This is a genomic window from Thalassolituus marinus (assembly GCF_020320395.1).
Classification (GTDB): Bacteria; Pseudomonadota; Gammaproteobacteria; order Pseudomonadales; family Oceanobacteraceae; genus Venatoribacter; species Venatoribacter marinus.
Window position 1 is genome coordinate 93,048 of record NZ_JAEDAH010000043.1, and the last position, 16,977, is coordinate 110,024.

The 16,977-nt window shown below is 51.9% G+C and carries 13 protein-coding genes and 1 pseudogene; 8 read left to right on the plus strand and 6 right to left on the minus strand.

The features are described from left to right. Positions 1-77 precede the first annotated feature (77 nt). Positions 78-749, plus strand: a complete 672-nt coding sequence (locus I9W95_RS09145; protein WP_225674091.1) for a hypothetical protein — start codon at positions 78-80, stop codon at positions 747-749. A 218-nt stretch (positions 750-967) separates the two neighbouring features. Here the strand turns inward: I9W95_RS09145 and I9W95_RS09150 are convergent, their stop codons facing one another. Next, positions 968-1,255 (minus strand): AbrB/MazE/SpoVT family DNA-binding domain-containing protein, encoded by a 288-nt coding sequence (locus I9W95_RS09150; RefSeq protein ID WP_225674094.1) that lies wholly within the window; start codon positions 1,253-1,255, stop codon positions 968-970. A gap of 142 nt (positions 1,256-1,397) precedes the next feature. Between I9W95_RS09150 and I9W95_RS09155 the strand changes: the two genes are divergently transcribed. Together I9W95_RS09155 and I9W95_RS09160 are read left to right on the plus strand one after the other, a co-directional pair. After that, positions 1,398-3,572, plus strand: coding sequence for a hypothetical protein (locus tag I9W95_RS09155; RefSeq protein WP_225674096.1), 2,175 nt, complete (start codon positions 1,398-1,400; stop codon positions 3,570-3,572). Beyond that, positions 3,562-6,129, plus strand: coding sequence for a tyrosine-type recombinase/integrase (locus I9W95_RS09160; RefSeq protein ID WP_225674097.1), 2,568 nt, complete (start codon positions 3,562-3,564; stop codon positions 6,127-6,129). The genes I9W95_RS09155 and I9W95_RS09160 overlap by 11 nt, the downstream gene beginning before the upstream one ends. Here the strand turns inward: I9W95_RS09160 and I9W95_RS09165 are convergent. Next, positions 6,126-6,488 carry a helix-turn-helix domain-containing protein gene (locus tag I9W95_RS09165; protein ID WP_225674099.1) on the minus strand — a complete coding sequence of 121 codons (363 nt, stop codon included), beginning with the start codon at positions 6,486-6,488 and terminating at the stop codon, positions 6,126-6,128. The two genes, I9W95_RS09160 and I9W95_RS09165, sit on opposite strands and share 4 nt — an antisense overlap. Before the next feature lie 148 nt (positions 6,489-6,636). Then, positions 6,637-7,137, minus strand: coding sequence for a hypothetical protein (locus tag I9W95_RS09170; RefSeq protein ID WP_225674101.1), 501 nt, complete (start codon positions 7,135-7,137; stop codon positions 6,637-6,639). Between the two features lie 199 nt (positions 7,138-7,336). Between I9W95_RS09170 and I9W95_RS09175 the strand changes: the two genes are divergently transcribed. Next, complete coding sequence (locus I9W95_RS09175; RefSeq protein WP_225674103.1) at positions 7,337-7,567, plus strand: helix-turn-helix domain-containing protein; 231 nt, start codon at positions 7,337-7,339, stop codon at positions 7,565-7,567. 717 nt (positions 7,568-8,284) lie between these two features. Beyond that, positions 8,285-8,890 (plus strand): DUF4303 domain-containing protein, encoded by a 606-nt coding sequence (locus tag I9W95_RS09180; protein WP_225674105.1) that lies wholly within the window; start codon positions 8,285-8,287, stop codon positions 8,888-8,890. Positions 8,891-8,970: 80 nt separating this feature from the next. Here the strand turns inward: I9W95_RS09180 and I9W95_RS09185 are convergent, their stop codons facing one another. From I9W95_RS09185 to I9W95_RS09195, 3 genes are all read right to left on the minus strand, one after another. Next, entirely contained in the window at positions 8,971-9,351 is a 381-nt protein-coding gene (locus I9W95_RS09185) for a hypothetical protein (RefSeq protein ID WP_225674107.1), read from the minus strand. Positions 9,352-9,659: 308 nt separating this feature from the next. Beyond that, positions 9,660-9,914, minus strand: a complete 255-nt coding sequence (locus I9W95_RS09190) for a hypothetical protein (RefSeq protein WP_225674109.1) — start codon at positions 9,912-9,914, stop codon at positions 9,660-9,662. Beyond that, positions 9,895-11,127: a site-specific integrase gene (locus tag I9W95_RS09195; protein ID WP_225674111.1), complete on the minus strand. Its 1,233-nt coding sequence runs from the start codon at positions 11,125-11,127 to the stop codon at positions 9,895-9,897. The genes I9W95_RS09190 and I9W95_RS09195 overlap by 20 nt, the downstream gene beginning before the upstream one ends. A gap of 53 nt (positions 11,128-11,180) precedes the next feature. On the opposite strand from I9W95_RS09195, the pseudogene istA reads away from it, so the two are divergent. The 3 genes and pseudogenes from istA to I9W95_RS09210 form a co-directional block, all read left to right on the plus strand. Continuing rightward, positions 11,181-12,332: pseudogene (gene istA, locus I9W95_RS09200) on the plus strand (IS21 family transposase); the annotation flags it as partial. 12 nt (positions 12,333-12,344) lie between these two features. Further along, positions 12,345-13,100, plus strand: coding sequence for an IS21-like element ISSpu5 family helper ATPase IstB (gene istB, locus I9W95_RS09205; RefSeq protein ID WP_225674114.1), 756 nt, complete (start codon positions 12,345-12,347; stop codon positions 13,098-13,100). Positions 13,101-13,296: 196 nt separating this feature from the next. After that, positions 13,297-16,845 (plus strand): bacteriohemerythrin, encoded by a 3,549-nt coding sequence (locus tag I9W95_RS09210; RefSeq protein ID WP_225674116.1) that lies wholly within the window; start codon positions 13,297-13,299, stop codon positions 16,843-16,845. Positions 16,846-16,977: the final 132 nt, after the last annotated feature.

Sequence of the window (16,977 nt, forward strand, 5' to 3'; positions counted from 1 at the left end):
CATTGTCCCGCGTCCTAGGACGTGGGACAATGCTAGCCAGGATGGAATTGGGTTAGCGATAGAGAGGATAAGCCCCAGTGAAAGGTCAAGACATCGTACTGCTGCTAAAGCTGATTTCTCTGCACCGGAAAGAGCTTCCTTCGGGGGCGTCCGAGCAAGCACCTGTTGAGCCTGTTGAGCCTGTTGACTGGGAAGACTGGCAGGATTGGGAGGGTTGGGATGCAGATGGCAGCCGCTTGATCTTGCCTGAACATCGGTCCCATGAGCAAAAGGACATCGCTTCCCGCTATACCGCACGGAGCCTGGAAGAAGAGACTGGCATCAGCAAATCCCAGATCAACCTGGCTCTTAACCGCTGTATAGATGTGGGCCTGGCCAAGAAGGACCGTAAATCTGGTGTACCACGGGCGAATGTGCAGGCGCTGTATGGCTTTATTCTGCACGGCCTTAAATACGTCTTTCCTGCCAAGCCGGGTGAAATCACCAGGGGAATTGCCACGGCTTTTGCTGCTCCGGTAATGAACAAGCAGCTTATGAGTGCCGGGGAATTTGTCCCCGTATGGCCCGATGCCAAGGGCAACACCAAAGGGCAGGCCATAGAGCCACTGTGTAAATCGGTTGCTTATGCGGTTAGAAGGGACCCGGAAATGTATGCGCTTCTGGCTCTGGTGGATGCCATACGCATAGGGCAGCCTCGCGAGGCGAACCTGGCGGCCAATCAGTTAAAGCAGCGTTTGGGGGCTAAATAATGGCGGTCTTACCGGTGCTTCAAAAAATGCTTGAGCAGGTGGTGTTGTAGTCAACTAATACTGGACACAGTATTCAGTTTTTCTATCGGAAGGTCGTTAATTTTTTCATTCTCAGCGATCTTTGAGTTGGTATCCATCCGGGGTTACCCTCTCTGGAAGCGCTCTGGCAATGAGGGCCACTAATCGGCGCTTATCGAAAAATAAGCGTCAGAACCGTTTCACCGAGGCGGTATCTCTGAATCTTGCAGTTCAGCTATCAGATCGGCTTGGTTGGTATCTGCTAGCTCCTCTATCAACTCTTGTTCAGTATAAGGAAATCGAACAGTAGCATTCGTCGCAGATACGATAAGGGCTGTTCCTTCGACACGCATGGTCACGGTATCACCAGCCTTCAACCCGAGGCTTTCGCATATTTGAGATGGCAGCCTCAGCCCACAGTCATCCCCCATATTTTCGATTGTTCCCTGAAATTTCTCAGTCACTTGATGTTGGATCTCCGCCTTCATGCTACCACCTCGTTACCTAATTCGATGAAATGACCATCTAGATTGGCACATTCTGTCTGAGAGTGATACTGCCCATTTGGCCCCGATTACAGGTCATGTCCACGCCTCGCTATAGAGATTTATAGCAACCGGGAGGCACTCTATGGACAGTTCTGTACGACAAATACTCAATCCCCCGCCAGGTGAGACTGGCCTACATCAGATTCGGGAAAACCTACAACGATTAATCCACCAGACTGATGCGTTTTCAGTTCTGCATGAGCTACTGGAGGGCCTGGATCGAATGGCCCGCAACGAGCTGCGTGGAGCAGACTGGTCTGTTCGCCCCGGTGTTTCAGCAGAGAGTCGCCTGCATGGTTCGCTGGTAGAGCACCCCGTGTGGGCGGCCCTGTATGTTGATAACCGTATGCATCCGCTGGTTCGTCGTCTACAGATATTCCTGCTGGAGGCGGTTGCTCACCATAGCAATGATCTGCGGCCCCACGACATAGCAGCAATGGGGTTGTTGATCAGGGTGATGCCGGCAAAATCTGCGGGATACACAGACCATCAGGATATTGATATGGCTGTGCGAACCTCTGGAGCAACAGACGGGCAAATCAACAATGCTCTGCGGTTTATACATGCTGCTCGTGGGCTGCGAGTGATTAGGCGCAATAAAATCTCGGGCCTGCGTGACGGTGACTATAGCCGAGATGCTCGTACTGGAACGCGCCATGACGAATTTGGGAGCGTTCATATCCTGGTTCCGGCCGATCCTGATGACCCGGCACAATTGCCAGAGGTTGCAGAGTTTGTTGCCCATAAAAAATCAATGTCCACCAGTAGCCGGGATTTGTCAGCAGCGCGCGTTGATCCGGGTGAGGATCATTCTGACGATCAGATGTTGTTGCTGGTTGAGGCGGTTCGTGCCTCATCGGTTGAGCGAAAATTGGCACGTCGCCAGAGCAGAACCGCACGAGATATCCTCGCCAGAGCGAATGCAGCATTACCGATAACGTACCAACAATTGACCGACACGGAGCTGCGCACTCTGGCCGGATACATTGCTGACCGAAACTATGGCGGAGGAACGGATAGGCAATGCGCGCAAATGGCTCTCTCACTCATGCTGTATACCAGTAGTTCACTAGATGACGTATTGAATATGGCACAGGGCGCGGAGGACTCAGGGCTGAAATTCGACGTGGTGAAAAATCAATTTCAAATACCCAGAATAAAACCTGGATATACGACTAGAGATACAGGCGTTAAAAACCCGATCACATCGTCTGTTTTATCTGATGATGATTACGTTTCGATTCCGAATTTCTATATAAGGCCTGGATCTATCGAGGCATTCAAGGCTGCACTAAAAGAAAAGAATAGAAAGGGATTTTCTGAGTATTTTAAACAGGAGCTGAGATCGATGTCTGACCGGATAACCGTACACAAAATCCAGCGCTGCGCGTTCGAAATCGCCAGAACCCATTTTGATCCGGTCATTGTTCAGACGGCATTTGGATTGAGGGTTTCATCGGCCAACGTCCAGCAATATTACTCCGCCGTATCGGATCAGCAGATAATCTACTCCTATGTTGTTGCAACACGCGAGATGCGTCGTCGTATGGGGATAAAAAATCTGATAGACAGTCCAGTGATGAATGGCTCACCAAATGGTTTCTATTCCGCGCGAAATATGCCAACCGATCGCTGTGTGAAATCTATGTTGAGCAGGCTGTCGGTGGATGCGCTCACATTCAAGCCTGCTAGCCGAGAATGGCACAATGCCAATACGTTATTGTGCATCATGGTTCAGGCACTATTGACGACAATTCGTGGGGTTTTTGACCCGTTCGTAGACATTGAGAATGGAGATATGGCCGTGTTTTTTCGTGATAAAGATCGACCTGATTTCTCTCACGCACGATTTCAATTTGTTCACCCTCTGGCACAACAGGTTTCTGAGTACTATGGGTTCGTCAGGGAGAAAACCATGGCCGCCCATGACCTCGGAGAGGTTGGAACCCGAATATTTTTTATTGATGAGGGGAGGCTGGTAGTCAGCCCAAGGCCGAAACACATCATCAGGTTTATGAGTGACTACTGGCCCTACCCGCTAAACTCCCTGAGAAAATACACTCGCAGGAAAATGGTAAATTCTCGAATTTCATATGCAACAACCAATATGGTGATGAACCATCATACTGTGGGGGAGTCATCATGGGATGTTTACAGCACGGATGATCCGATCGAAATGCGTCAGGAGATCCTGGCATTCTATGATCAAATGATCGCTAGTCTGGGCATTCGTAGGGAGTGGTTTGATGTTGTCTGATGAAACTCGCACTGTTCTAGAGGCTGTTGGTATTCGTATCGATGACAGCAGCCCGATAACGTTTGAACATTACTCAGTGATTATTGATCATCTGAGGAAAAAATACAGTGCCTCTGAGGTCGAATCTCGGCTAGAGGATATCAGCCTCTATGCGATAGAGAGTGGGCGATCGTCCCATGCTGATTTGTACCGTAGCTCATCAATGCCGCGTCCGGCAGCTCCTGTATATCCTGATAATAGTGCTCTATATCAGGCGCTGTGGCGATTCGATCGGATATTTCCAAAAATTATGTTTGATTTGGATGATGATCAGATTCCTGGTGCGCTGATTTACAGTGCGATGCGCTACGGACTGCTGCTCGATAGGGATCTGATTCGGGCCTGGCGCAAAGGTGATTTCTACGACGGGCTGCGGCAATATCGGAATCATATCTGGTTTGAGTTAGAAAAAAACAGCAACGCTCAACCTATGGTTTGGCAGCCGGATGACATGACTGTGTTGCTACTGGTTAGGTATCGAGGCCGCATAAAAACAACCAAATCCACGAGTTGGCATCAGTATTTACGTCAGCTGCTGAGCCCGCATACAGGGCTGGAGAGCTGGTCCAGCGACGTCGACCTGATTCGTGTATTTCAGGCAGTTCTCAAAAACTATCTACCTGCCCATTTGGTAGAGGTTAGCGCTAATCGCAATAGGAATCGTAGTCTGACGAGCAATGGACATCTGCGTCTAATCAGCAGGCGAGTTCCGCCGGTTAAATTTACCCCGGCAGAAGCAGAGGAATCAACATATGTGGCAAGCAGGAAGCAGCGCCGGTCGAACTACTGCAATCTGTTGTCTGCATTAGTTCGAACCAGTTCCCTTGCAGAGGAGTTAGTTCTGCGGGCGAGTACACAGAATTTTTCGTTGGCTCTGCAGTCACTGGTTCGGTGTGCAGCCTTTTACCGCCAGAACAATACGCAATTTGGAGGGCGATTAAAAAAATCCGGAGTGTTGCGAATAGTTAATGATCTGGCCCCTCGATTTGAGCACGAATTTTATGAATGCGACCCGGAGAGTCTATTGCCAGAAATTTTACGCGAGAGATTTCTTAAAATTCTTGAGCACGCGCACAATAAATCAAAATCAAATCTGAAAAAGAGTATCGATCGATATTATTGGTATTTGCATAATGAAAATAATTTTCCGCTGCTGGAATCTGAGTTAAACGCCAATATTCCCAATCAGTCATCAACCTACCCAGTAATGGTAATGCCCTGGGAATATGAGGCGATAAAAGGCACGTTGTATCGAGAGTTTTTGATGGCAACTAAGGTGGTAGAACGTCAGAGAATTCAGCGAATGCTGCTGGCGGTGATCCTCGGCTATCGTTCCGGACTGAGGCGCGGTGAAATTCTTGCGCTGCGATACAAGGATTTTCAGCGTGAGGGGCTGGCGACCATTGTTGTGTCAAAACGTAAGGGATTTGAACCCAAGACCCGATCAGGTAATCGACAGATTGTTATCAGTGGCCGATATAGCGATAGTGAGATGAGGGTCGTCGATCGAATATTGAAAAATCAGGACGCGGATCAATTCAATAGTGATCATCGTATATTCAGTGGCTACGCTCAGGGGGCCGACAAAACCAATAATAAGAAAATATTCTCTGAAATTTCTCATATTATTCATTCGGTAATGGGTGATTACAGTGCGAGTTTTCATTCTCTACGCCATTCGTTTGCCTCAATAAACCTGTATCGTATGGTGAGGTCACGGTTGTCGGATGATTTTCCAATGGATGATTTTCTCGGTTACGACACGGGAGAGAACTATGACGCATACCTCGGTCGGCTAGCACCGCTGCCTGGCGCCACGCGGCGCGTGAATCCGGTTTATCAAATCAGTGCTGAGATGGGTCACGCATCGCCCGAGACCACGCTCGGTACCTATGTGCACTCTCTGGATTGGCTATTGCCCTATTATCAGCGTCGTATGATGCCGTCACTGAGCACGGCTCAGCTCGCCAGCGCATTGGGCGTTAGCCGGCAGGCTATACAAAAAATCACCCGGGCTCATGGTGAGCGTACACCCTCAGACTATCGGGTATCTGCTGTTCGCAGGCTCACGGATCTCGCGCAGATCGTGAGCCTCGACGATTGGATGTCGCCCAGGGAGAAACTGGCGATTAGTCGTTCGGATAGAGAGTTTGAATTTGATGGATGCTCAGCGGCCATTCGCCGTTACAAACGACGAGAAATTACATCGCAGCAGCTATTCAGTTTGTATCCTGGTTTGCTGAAATTTCCGGCAGCGGCGAGGGATGCTTTACTCATTGACCTGTTGCATCGTTTGTATAAACGTGATGAAAAACGCCGTGGCGATCGAATGATCCAACGGTTTTATGAACTAATACCATCTGAACAGAGCTACTGCCTGTATCGATGGAATATCTCCCGTGATGCGTGGATCGAGAGTGGATTCAAACGCCGCGTCATGGATTTTCGTTCGCGTAGGGCGGAGCAGGCTTACAACTATTTGGCGGATAAACTAAAAGTATTTAGCGATGCTGATTAGCAAGATTTGCTGCTAATCCAGAGAAATAACGTTTCCAGGTCGTTGTCACTGTTCTGGTTGATCAGATACTCGCGAACGGATCGACCCGATAACGGTTCTGCCTGGACTGCAGATGTAAAAAAATGCTTCTCGTGACCCAGAGGAGAAATTACTGAAACGGCTTTTTGTATACCAACGAGCCACGCCACACGGTCCATCAGTGCCGGCGGGGCGATATCCTGCTGCGTGCTCAATAACTTTTCATAATCGGGCTGGCTCATGCCCATGATGCTGGCCTGCTCTTCAGGGGTTAACTGCCAGTGGTCGATGAGTTTAGAAAAGACGCGCATTACATCGGCTATGGTCAATGGTTGGGTCATGTTGCCACCTCATATGTACTGAATGAATTGATGCACCGACATTGAATTCACAAAGTAGAATAATGTCGATGGCAAAAGACCGTGTTCAGATTGTGGCGCGTTCACCATCCCGTACCCTGCTGATAAACAGCAGGATACGGCGCAGGAATCAGCCTTCGTCGGTCAAGGTCTTATGTTTAACCAGGTTTAATTTACAGATGCTGGTTTCCAGTTGTCGCTGTTTTTGGCCAAGGAAACTTTTCTCTGAGTAATACCAGTCTTTTTTGTCGAGTGCTTGTCGGGTTCCTACCAGACGATAATGAACACCTTTTTCCAGTTCGACTTCAGAGCTTGTATGCCCAACATGTTTACCATCCATTATGTTGTCAGACCTATCGCACTCGTATTCGAGAGTGTGCTTGCCGGGCTTTAATGCCTGCTTTGACTGCGCAAAAGTAGACAGATCTTTGCCATCAATTGCTATCAGGTTGATACCGGCACCCATTCCCCAGCCACTTTCTCCGTTCGATTCAATAACGGAAACCTGGGACATTGGTAACGGCTCACCCTCGTAGAAATGCTCAGTACCATGGCCCAGCATGTTGCCCACGCCTGCACAGCCAGTCAGAAACACAGAGGATGCGAGCATCCCGGACAGAATCGCTTTCATAGAGTTATCCTTCTCGTAGTTGTCTGTTCTCATAATGAGAACAGAATGGCGAACTATATAAGCCGGATAGTTCCATCTCAACCCTTGATCGCTACCCATCTCGGTGTCGGGTTAACGCTATGTGTGTGATTCTCGCCAAATCTGCGCTTTGCCTGTACTCAATTTGGGATTAGCAGCATCAGGTACTCATTATGAGTACATGATTAAAACCATCACTTCCCCTAAATACGCCCGCATGATCGGTTGGCTGATTGCCAACCGCCAAGCGCGCGGAATGAGCATCAGAGCACTGGCCGAGGCGCTCGGCATTACCACCACGGCAGTTCATCGGGTGGAGTCGCTGGAGCGCCGCCTGGATGTATTTGAGTACGTCCAGTTCTGCCATGCACTGGATGTTGACCCCGCAGAAGGCATTCGTATGCTGAAGTGATTAATCCGATTTTTTTCGGTTAAACCACCAAGCGGCAGCCAGCACACTGATAAGAAAACCACCGAGAATCATCAGTGGAATGGGGTTAATTAATTCGTCTGTCATATTCTTTTCCCTCTTGTCTATCTAATCATCTTAAACAGAAAAACCGACTTGAGTATGAATGAGCGTTACTCATCGCCGGCTCTATTGCGCTTTGGTGTTTGTATTTTTGGGGCAATAGCCCATCATCACGCCTCACAGAAGCAGTCTGTTACCAGCAAAGCTGCAGTAGCTATCAAAAGAGCAGCCATCTCATGCATTCTTGAGATGATGTCTGTATCTATATCATGGAACTGTATGTATAGACAGTATTTCGGTTGAAAGTTCCATCAATGTAGCGGTATTTGGCAATTATTGGCGCCTACGAGATAAAGTAAGTAGAAAGTAGTAGGTTTCATCGGCTGCCGGCAAGTCCTGCAGCAGCATGCTATTCAGGCTGTACCGTACACTGAAGAAGTAGGGTGGGATCATATGTGATGGAATGCATGGCTCCCCTGGTGTTCTAATTTGGTGGTACGGGTAATGATGTGCGAGTCGTACCAGAGCCGGGTTAAGACGTTATTTGAAAAAATCGTGTCTCGAAACAGGTGCAGTGGTTAAGGTTCTATTCGAGCCTATTTCACTGTGTGAAGTAAAGATCTGGGCCCTCAGTATTCTTATTTAAATGGAGTTGTTATGAGTAGCATGGAACGTTTTGAGCAGGCTTTATATCGCGAAGCATCGTTAGCATTCGATCAAATCGTCAGGCAGTACAAGGATGACATATACGTTATAGGGTTCTATCATTTTGGTGGTTGGGATGGTGTTTTGCCCATGGTCAACACCACGAGTTATCTGAATAGCTGTTGTGGTCAGGCCGAAGATGAATGTGAGCGTATCGGATTCAAATGGAATCCCGGTGAGTTCATTGACGCCGAGGATTATGGTAAGGACTTTATTTCCACCGACGAGGAAATGCAAAATCTGCACGGCGAATGGGATGAATGGGATGAGGCCATCACAGCGCGCTGGCAGCAAACACTAGACACTATGTGCAGGGTTTTGGTACGTCTGGATCAGGATGGTGTTTTCTCTGCAATCTCTGATCGAAGCAGCTTTGTCTTACATGTAGCCACTTACGATGAATCGTATGAAGATGGCTATGAGCGGATTGTTAAAATGAATCCTCAGGAAGCCATTGATCAGGTTGAGGCTGAATTCAGTGCATTGATTCAGAATGAACGGCAGATAGAACAGGAAGCGATGGATAGGTACCGTGAAATGCTGATCGACAGAAATTAAGATCGCTTATCCTGATATCTGAACAGGAAATATAAGCCGTATATATTTCCTGTTCAAATTTACAGTCATACGAGCCGAGTCTACCAATCGCTGCTATCGCTAAAGGACGATGAGTCATCAAAGCCTGACGAAAAGTTGTCGGAAAATCCGCTGGATGTACTCGAAAAACTATCGTCGAACGCGCTGGCTGAAAGCGAGTCATCGAATCCGATTGAATGAGACGCCCAATCGTTAAGGCCTGAGCCGACTGTGTTCATGTCTTCCATCGAAGAGCTGCCATATGCATTGCCATGAATATCTACAGCGCCAATCATGGGTAATCCTGTGGCAGGGTTGAAGCTCGGACTGCTTATGCTGCTTGTAGAATCATCTTCATAAAAACTCATTGAATGGTGTTCTGATGCCACGCTGCTGCTGAACAACATGTCATTGTCGTCGATGCTGCAGTGGATAACGGGCATGGAATATATTTCCTCCCGTCGGCTGCTTGCAGAATGGTTTGAACTATGACCTTGAGTGTCTTTTGGGGAGCGTCGTGTGTTCGCTTGAGGTTGGCAAGACTGTGCCACGGACGCCTTCTTCGGACGTTTGAAGATAATCAGAAGGCACAAGGAATAAACCAAGCCGATGTAGAACTGGCCTGGAAGGGCCAGTTCTGCCATGAATGTGTTGACACAAATGAACAGTAATCTTCCTATCACCTTGAGACTCCTGTCTGCATGTACGGCTCCAAATAGTGTGCCTGAAGATCGCAGGCACACAAAGAGCGTTAAAAAACCTCACTAGGAAGGCAGGCGATGAATCCTTTGCGCAGCTCCCCCAGTGTTCTGTACTGCGGAGGCCAGGTTCGCATCTGCTCCTGCACCCAAATCCGCACAGCATTATGGTTGTCCATCGAGACGTTCACTCCCAGGTGGCCCGCGAGTCCGTTACCTGGTTGGATCTCTGCCACGAAGATCAGCCAGTCAGCGATACGGTTCGCTCGCTCAGTAACCCACACGTGTTTAAAGTTCTGGTGCAGCATCGCTATCGGCCTCCTCTGTGGGTGCTGGCGTGTCGGTAAGAAAGCGTTGCTGCAGTAATCGATCGAAGGCTGTACCATCCTGACGGGTAAGATTGGGTACATAGCGTGAGTAAACCCGGAACAGCATCTCGGTGGTGGTGTGACCCATCTGCCGGGCAATCCACTCAGGGCTCTCTCCTGCAGCCAACCAAAGCGTCGCGGCTGTGTGGCGTGTCTGATAAGGCCGTCGGGGCTTAAGGCCAAGGTAACGCAGTAATGGGTACCAGACGCGCTTAGTGACATTGTTGTGCTTGAGCGGGGTGCCTGTACGGGTGGCGAACACAAACTGCTCGCCGCGGGTGACGGCCCGCTGGGAAAGCAGAGCGTCATAGACCGGCTGCGACATTTGGATTTCACGCTGAGAACCATCGGTTTTCGTATAGGTCAGTTTGTCGTCGACAACGGTTTCACGGATCAGGATCTGGCGGCGATCAAAATCGACGTACTTCCATTGCAGGCCATCAACCTCGCCGGTTCGCATGCCAGTGAAGAAGCGCACGGTGAAATAAGCACGGAAGTCCAGACGTACATTGGCCAGAATTAGCCTCACCTCTTCCAGTGTGAACGGCTCTACGTCGATTTTCTGGGCTTTGAGCGATTTGATTCCCCGGTAGGGCGAGGTAAACTCGTACCGGTCAGCGGCTTCATTCATAAGCATCCTCAATGGGGTCATGATCTTATTGATGGTGGCAGCCTTCAGTGGACTGGTTTTCCGTTTTGGGTCTTTGGCGAGAGTTGAACGGAAATTCAGTATGTCGGCCTTGGTGATGTCGCTGATCCTTTTCTCCCCAAAGGCGGGCAGAACGTAGGTGTTCAGGTTAATCATCACCGTCTTCTTATGGCTCTCACGCCACTCCACCGACATATCGCTCAGCCAGACTTCGGTGAACTCCTTGAATGTCGGAATATCCGAAGTGGTCTGGTTGGGTGACAGCCGGGCGGCAGCGACTTTCTTATCTAAAGCCTCGAAGGCCTCTGCCTTGGGACTGTCGGGGAAATAATCCCGGTACACGAAGGTTCCGAGGGTTATCTCCGCCTCAATCCGCTGCAGAATTTTCTCCATACGTCGACGATTCGGCAGGTTATCTTCCAGTTTGGTGTATTCACGGCAGCGCTCCCCCTTATAACGGAAGTCAAAGTACAGCTTGCCGGTTCGAGCACTGATGCTAGCCATAGCAGCCTCCTTAACGCAGGCCAGTCATCAATGTGTCGATGGCCGGCGGGCGGAACATATCGGTGCGCCAGGACCATCGGGCCGGTGAGAAGCTATTCGTGGACTATGCCGGCCAGACCGTGCCCGTCATTGACCGCACCACCGGAGAGATCCACGAGGCACAAGTCTTTGTCGCGGTGATGGGTGCATCCAATTACACCTACGCCGAAGCCACCTGGAGCCAGACATTGCCGGACTGGGTCGGCTCCCACATCCGGACCTTCGAGTTCCTGGGCGGAGTGCCGGAACTGGTGGTTCCGGACAACCTCCGCTCCGGCGTCAGCAAGGCCCATCGCTACGAGCCGGATCTCAACCCAACCTATCAGGACATGGCCACCCATTATGGCGTGGCCGTTGTCCCGACAAGAGTTCGCAAGCCCCGTGATAAGGCTAAGGTAGAAGGCGGTGTATTGATCGTCGAGCGCTGGATCCTGGCGGCGTTGCGCCATCGCCAGCACTTCTCCCTGGGGCAACTCAACGCCACCATCCGTGAACTGCTGGAGCGGCTCAACAGCCGCCCCTTCCGCAAGTTGCCCGGCTGCCGGCGCGACCACTTCGAACAGCTGGATAAACCGGTTCTACAGCCGTTGCCGGCAGAACCGTATGTCTACGCAGAGTGGAAGAAGGCTCGGGTGCATATCGACTACCACGTAGCCATCGACGGTCACTATTACTCAGTGCCCTACACCCTGATCAAGAAAGAGGTGGAGGTTCGCATCACCAACAACACCATCGAATGCTTTTACCGGGGCAACCGGATCGCCAGCCACCGGCGCTCAGACCAGAAGGGACGGCACACCACCATCGCCGCGCACATGCCCGAATCCCATCGCCAGGCTGGTGAGTGGTCGCCGGAACGACTCATCGCCTGGGCGGCCAAGACCGGACCGGCGACGGAGAAGCTTATCCGCACCGCTCTGGGTGCCCGCAAACACCCTCAGCAGGCGTACCGCTCCTGTCTGGGCATTCTCCGGTTGGGGCAGAGCTACGGCGAGTCGCGGCTGGAGGCCGCCTGCCAGCGAGCCCTGATGCTGGGAAGCTGCCGCTACAAGAGCATTGAATCCATCCTCAAACACCGTCTGGATCAGCAGCCTCTGGAAGAGCAACAGGAACTGGCCTTGCCCGATACCCACGACAACATCCGTGGCCCCGCCTACTACCACTGAAGGATCTCTGACATGCTGAAACATCCCACACTGGACAAGCTCCACGCCCTCAAACTGACCGGCATGGCCGCCGCCCTGGCGGATCAGTCGGCCACCCCCGACATCACCGATCTGAGCTTCGAGGAACGCCTCGGGCTGCTGGTCGACCGGGAAATGACCGAGCGAGATAACCGGCGCATGACCAGCCGGTTGCGCCGGGCTAAGCTGCGGCACAATGCCATCCTCGAAGACCTGGATTACCGCTATTCACGCGGCCTAGATAAAGGACTGGTCCAGTCGCTGGCCGGTTGCCAATGGGTGAAGGAACACCTGAATGTGCTCATCACCGGTCCCACCGGGGTCGGGAAAACTTGGCTGGCCTGTGCTCTGGCACATAAGGCCTGCCGGGAGGGTTACACCGCCCAGTACGTCCGCCTGACCCGACTGCTACGGGAGCTGACCATTGCCAAAGGCGATGGCCAATACTCAAAACTCCTGACGGATCTGGCCAAGGTCGACGTGCTGATCCTGGATGACTGGGGGCTGATGAAACTGAGCGCCGAGAATCGGCGAGACTTGCTGGAGGTGCTGGAAGACCGGCATGGCAGGCGCTCCACCATTGCCACTAGCCAATTACCCATCGAGGAATGGCATGGCGTAATCGGTGACGCCACTCTGGCAGACGCCATTCTGGATCGGCTCGTACACAACGCCTACAAGATCAACCTGCGGGGCGAATCCATGCGAAAACAACAGGCAAAGTTGACGGCCACCGAGACTTCGGAGTAAGAAGAGAAACCCCGCGTCGCTACGCTCCGATGGGTGGCAGCCTTGCTCCGGTCCGGGTGGCAGGCTTCACATGGAATGGGTGGCAACCTTCAGCGGTTTACGCAATTTATGTTTGCAGCCTTGGTGGTGCACAAAAATGGTGCAGAAGGCGCTGGCAAACCTTAGTATCGCTACAAGTTGTTTATAGAGAAAAGTTATGATTGATCAGGACGTACGCACCGCCTTTGATATTGTGTCCTGGAACCGGAGTTTGGAAACCGGCATTGATATCATTGATCAGCAGCATCGACAGTTGGTTAAGCTGTTGAACGACTTGGCGCATCAATACGTTTATGGCCTGGAGCCAGACCAGCTCAAGGAGATCGTTGATGGCCTTGTGGATTATGCGGCCTACCACTTCGAGACCGAAGAGGGCTTGTGGGTTGAGGCGTTTGAAGGTGATGAATGGTTTACTCGGCATCACCGATCCCATGACGGGTTCGTGGGCAAAGTCCGCAGCATGCAGGCCCGGATAGAACAAAGCCCCAGTCTCGCCGGGGTGGATGATCTGCTGTCTTTTCTGGTCAGTTGGCTGGCCCATCACATCCTGCACGATGACAGAAGCATGGCGGTTGCGTTACTCGAAGTGCGCAAGGGTCACTCTTTGCCGGAGGCCAAGGCGACGTCGCACGAATCCATGAGTGGTCAGGCCTCGGGTCTAATCCAGAGCGTGCTGAGTATGTATAAGCAGCTTTCGGGACGGACACTGGCACTGCAGCGAGAGGCCTACGCCCGGGAGTTGGCTGAGAAGAAACTGCGGGAGCAGGAAGATCACTGGAAATCGGTGTTGGGAGCGACCAACGATTCGCTTTGGGATTGGAATCTGGAGGTATTGGATACAGGCGATCCTGACGCGACGGCACGCCTCTTTGCCCACGTAGGACAGTCGGTTCATCCGGAGGATTGGCCGGCTCTGAAAGAGGATTTTCTGGCGCACTTGCTGGGCAAGACTGAAGTGTTCAGTCACCAGTACCGGGTGCTGGAAAATGACGGTGGTGAACGCTGGGTTCAGTCCCGGGGCAAGGTGATTGCTCATGACGCCGACGGCCGCCCGTCACGCATTGTCGGTACTCAGACCGATATTACCGAGCGCAGAACCCAGGAGTTGATTCTTCAGCGGGAACGGGACACCCGTTTGCTGATCAGTGACTTTGCCTCGGACCTCATGGCCGCTTCCCCCGAGGAGTTTGATGGCGCTATTGAGCGCGCCTTGCAGCGAGCCGGCGCTTACATGGGCGCAGACCGCACCTATGTGTTTCTGGTCAATGAAGATCCTCGGTATATGAGCAACACCCATGAGTGGTGTGCAGCTGGCATCAGCCCCGAAATTGATAACCTCCAGAACATTCCCTCGAACCTGACGCCCTGGTGGTGGCAGCAATTACGCACCACCGGCCATGTACTGGTGCCCAGAGTGAGCGACCTGCCGCCTGCAGCTCATGCGGAACATGCCATCCTGGAAGCTCAGGACATTCAGTCAGTGTGTGTTTATCCGTTGCATATGCACGGTGAACTGGTCGGTTTCCTGGGCAATGATGCTGTGCGGGAAGAGCGGCATTGGGGGGCTGAGACTTTGCAGTTCCTGGAGCTCATGAGTGATCTGTTGAGCATTGCGCTGGAACACCGACAGGTACAGAAACAAAGAGAACAGGCGGCGAGTCGTCTGGAGCGGGCAGAGCAGCAGGCCCATCTGGGGCACTGGAGTTACAAACTGGATTCTGGTGAGGCGTACTGGTCACCAGAAGTGTTCCGGATCTTCGAGCGTAATCCGGAGGACTCAACGCCCACCTACGATACCTATCTCGACATGGTGCACCCGGAAGATCGCCAGAAAACCCACGAGGCCTTCCAGCAAGCAAAAAATGAGGCAGTGTATCTGCACGCAGAACATCGGGTTTGCCTTGCGCCCGGGCAGATCAAATACCTGGAAGTTCGCGGTCAGTTTGAAACCGGTCCAGACGGCAAGCCGGCTCTGGTCGAAGGCACTATCCAGGACATCAGCGAAAAACCACGGCACCGGGAGCAGTTGCGCCGCCTGGCCTATGAAGATGCTCTGACCGGCCTGCCCAACCGCAGGGCGGTTGAGGACAGGCTGCGACGGGAGCTGGATCAGTGTGAACAGCGCCGTAGCCGTTTAGTTCTGGCCTTGCTGGACCTGGACAACTTCCGGGAAGCAAATGAACGCCATGGTCCGGCGCTGGGCGATGATGTGTTGGTGGCACTGAGCCAGCGCATGCGCACCGTTTGCGATGATCCGGCTGTGGTTGGGCGCATTGGTGGCGATGAATTCGTTATCCTTGTGCCGAGAATGAGCCCGGATGACGATAATTTTTTGATGTTTCGCCGGTTATTGGTGGCGATCAACGAGCCACTGGTTATGTCGGGGGTTGAAGTCAGAATTACCGCCAGTATTGGCGTTACCCAGTACCCGCAGCTCGAAAACGTCTCTGAAGAACAGTTGCTGCGCCAAGCCCAACAGGCACTTTTCCAGGCCAAGATGCAGGGTAAAAACCGGTTGGAACAATACGATGTCCAATGGGAACAGAGTACCCGTGCGTTGACCGGCAAGCTCCAGGCCATTCAGCAGGCTCTGTTGAATGAAGAATTCATTCTCTATTACCAGCCGAAGGTTAACATGGCCAAGGGCACCGTGCTCGGTGCTGAAGCTCTGATCCGCTGGCAGAAACCGGGAGGCGACATTGTGCCGCCGGGCGCGTTCCTTCCGGCGATTCAAGACCATCCGCTGGAAATCGAGCTGGGGGACTGGGTGATTCGCACGGCATTGGCACAGGCGGAAGCCTGGCACGAACAGGGCCTGTCCCTGGAAGTCAGCGTGAATGTGACCAGCTTGCAAATCCTCGAAGATAGCTTTATCAGCAAACTCCAGGCCGCACTTGACGCGCATCCCGGCATCGCCCCTGAGGTTTTGCAAATCGAAATACTGGAAAGCAGTGCCTTGCACGATCTGGATAAGGTTTCCCGGGTGATGCAGGCATGCCGCAAACTGGGGGTTCGATTCGCGCTGGATGATTTTGGCACGGGGTTCTCGTCACTTTCCTACCTCAAGCATCTGCCGGCGAATGTTTTGAAAATTGACCAGAGTTTCGTTCGCAACATGTTGGACGATTCGGATGACCTGTCGATTATTTCCGGCGTTGTCGGTATGTCTCAGGCTTTCGGTTTGCAGGTGCTTGCTGAGGGCATAGAAACCGAGCAGCACGGCGACCTTCTGTTGCGACTGGGTTGCGAGCTGGGGCAGGGCTACGGTATCGCCCGGCCGATGAGGGCCGAAGATCTGCCGGAGTGGGTTCGTCACTGGCAGGCTTCCCATGCATGGCGGGAAGTGAAGCCTGTGGATTTTCATAATCTGCCCTTGTTGCACGCCGAGGTGGAACACCGTCACTGGGTCAATCAGCTGGAACAATGGCTGCGGGGCGACATCGAGTCTCTTCCAGTTCTTGAATCCACCCAATGCAAGGTTGGCCGCTGGATCGAAAATAATGGATGGAACCGTTTTCGGGATAACCCCGTATTTACTCAATTGGTGGCTGATCATGAGCGTTTGCACCATCTTGGAGAAAAAGTGGTTGATGCTCGTGCGCGCAGCGATGAGGCGAAAGTTCATGAAATGCTGTCAAACGCGTATGAATACAGAGATCGTGTTCTGGAAGCCTTGAAACGATTAGAGCAAACAACTGATAAGTAGAAACTGAAGCTAAAGTTGGGCTCTTCTCGTAGACCAGTTCTAAATAAAGGGTTCTACCCCGTTTTCACGGACACATCTAAAAGAGGCATAATGTGCCTGTAAGGAGTGTTCATGACCAAGCGAAGAAAATTC

Bases quoted from the DNA above. Each gene is read 5' to 3' on its own strand.
- I9W95_RS09150 (WP_225674094.1), bottom strand. From the start codon at position 1,255: ATGAAGGCGGAGATCCAACATCAAGTGACTGAGAAATTTCAGGGAACA.
- I9W95_RS09155 (WP_225674096.1), top strand. From the start codon at position 1,398: ATGGACAGTTCTGTACGACAAATACTCAATCCCCCGCCAGGTGAGACT.
- I9W95_RS09160 (WP_225674097.1), top strand. From the start codon at position 3,562: ATGTTGTCTGATGAAACTCGCACTGTTCTAGAGGCTGTTGGTATTCGT.
- I9W95_RS09165 (WP_225674099.1), bottom strand. From the start codon at position 6,488: ATGACCCAACCATTGACCATAGCCGATGTAATGCGCGTCTTTTCTAAA.
- I9W95_RS09170 (WP_225674101.1), bottom strand. From the start codon at position 7,137: ATGAAAGCGATTCTGTCCGGGATGCTCGCATCCTCTGTGTTTCTGACT.
- I9W95_RS09175 (WP_225674103.1), top strand. From the start codon at position 7,337: ATGATTAAAACCATCACTTCCCCTAAATACGCCCGCATGATCGGTTGG.
- I9W95_RS09180 (WP_225674105.1), top strand. From the start codon at position 8,285: ATGAGTAGCATGGAACGTTTTGAGCAGGCTTTATATCGCGAAGCATCG.
- I9W95_RS09185 (WP_225674107.1), bottom strand. From the start codon at position 9,351: ATGCCCGTTATCCACTGCAGCATCGACGACAATGACATGTTGTTCAGC.
- I9W95_RS09190 (WP_225674109.1), bottom strand. From the start codon at position 9,914: ATGCTGCACCAGAACTTTAAACACGTGTGGGTTACTGAGCGAGCGAAC.
- I9W95_RS09195 (WP_225674111.1), bottom strand. From the start codon at position 11,127: ATGGCTAGCATCAGTGCTCGAACCGGCAAGCTGTACTTTGACTTCCGT.
- istB (WP_225674114.1), top strand. From the start codon at position 12,345: ATGCTGAAACATCCCACACTGGACAAGCTCCACGCCCTCAAACTGACC.
- I9W95_RS09210 (WP_225674116.1), top strand. From the start codon at position 13,297: ATGATTGATCAGGACGTACGCACCGCCTTTGATATTGTGTCCTGGAAC.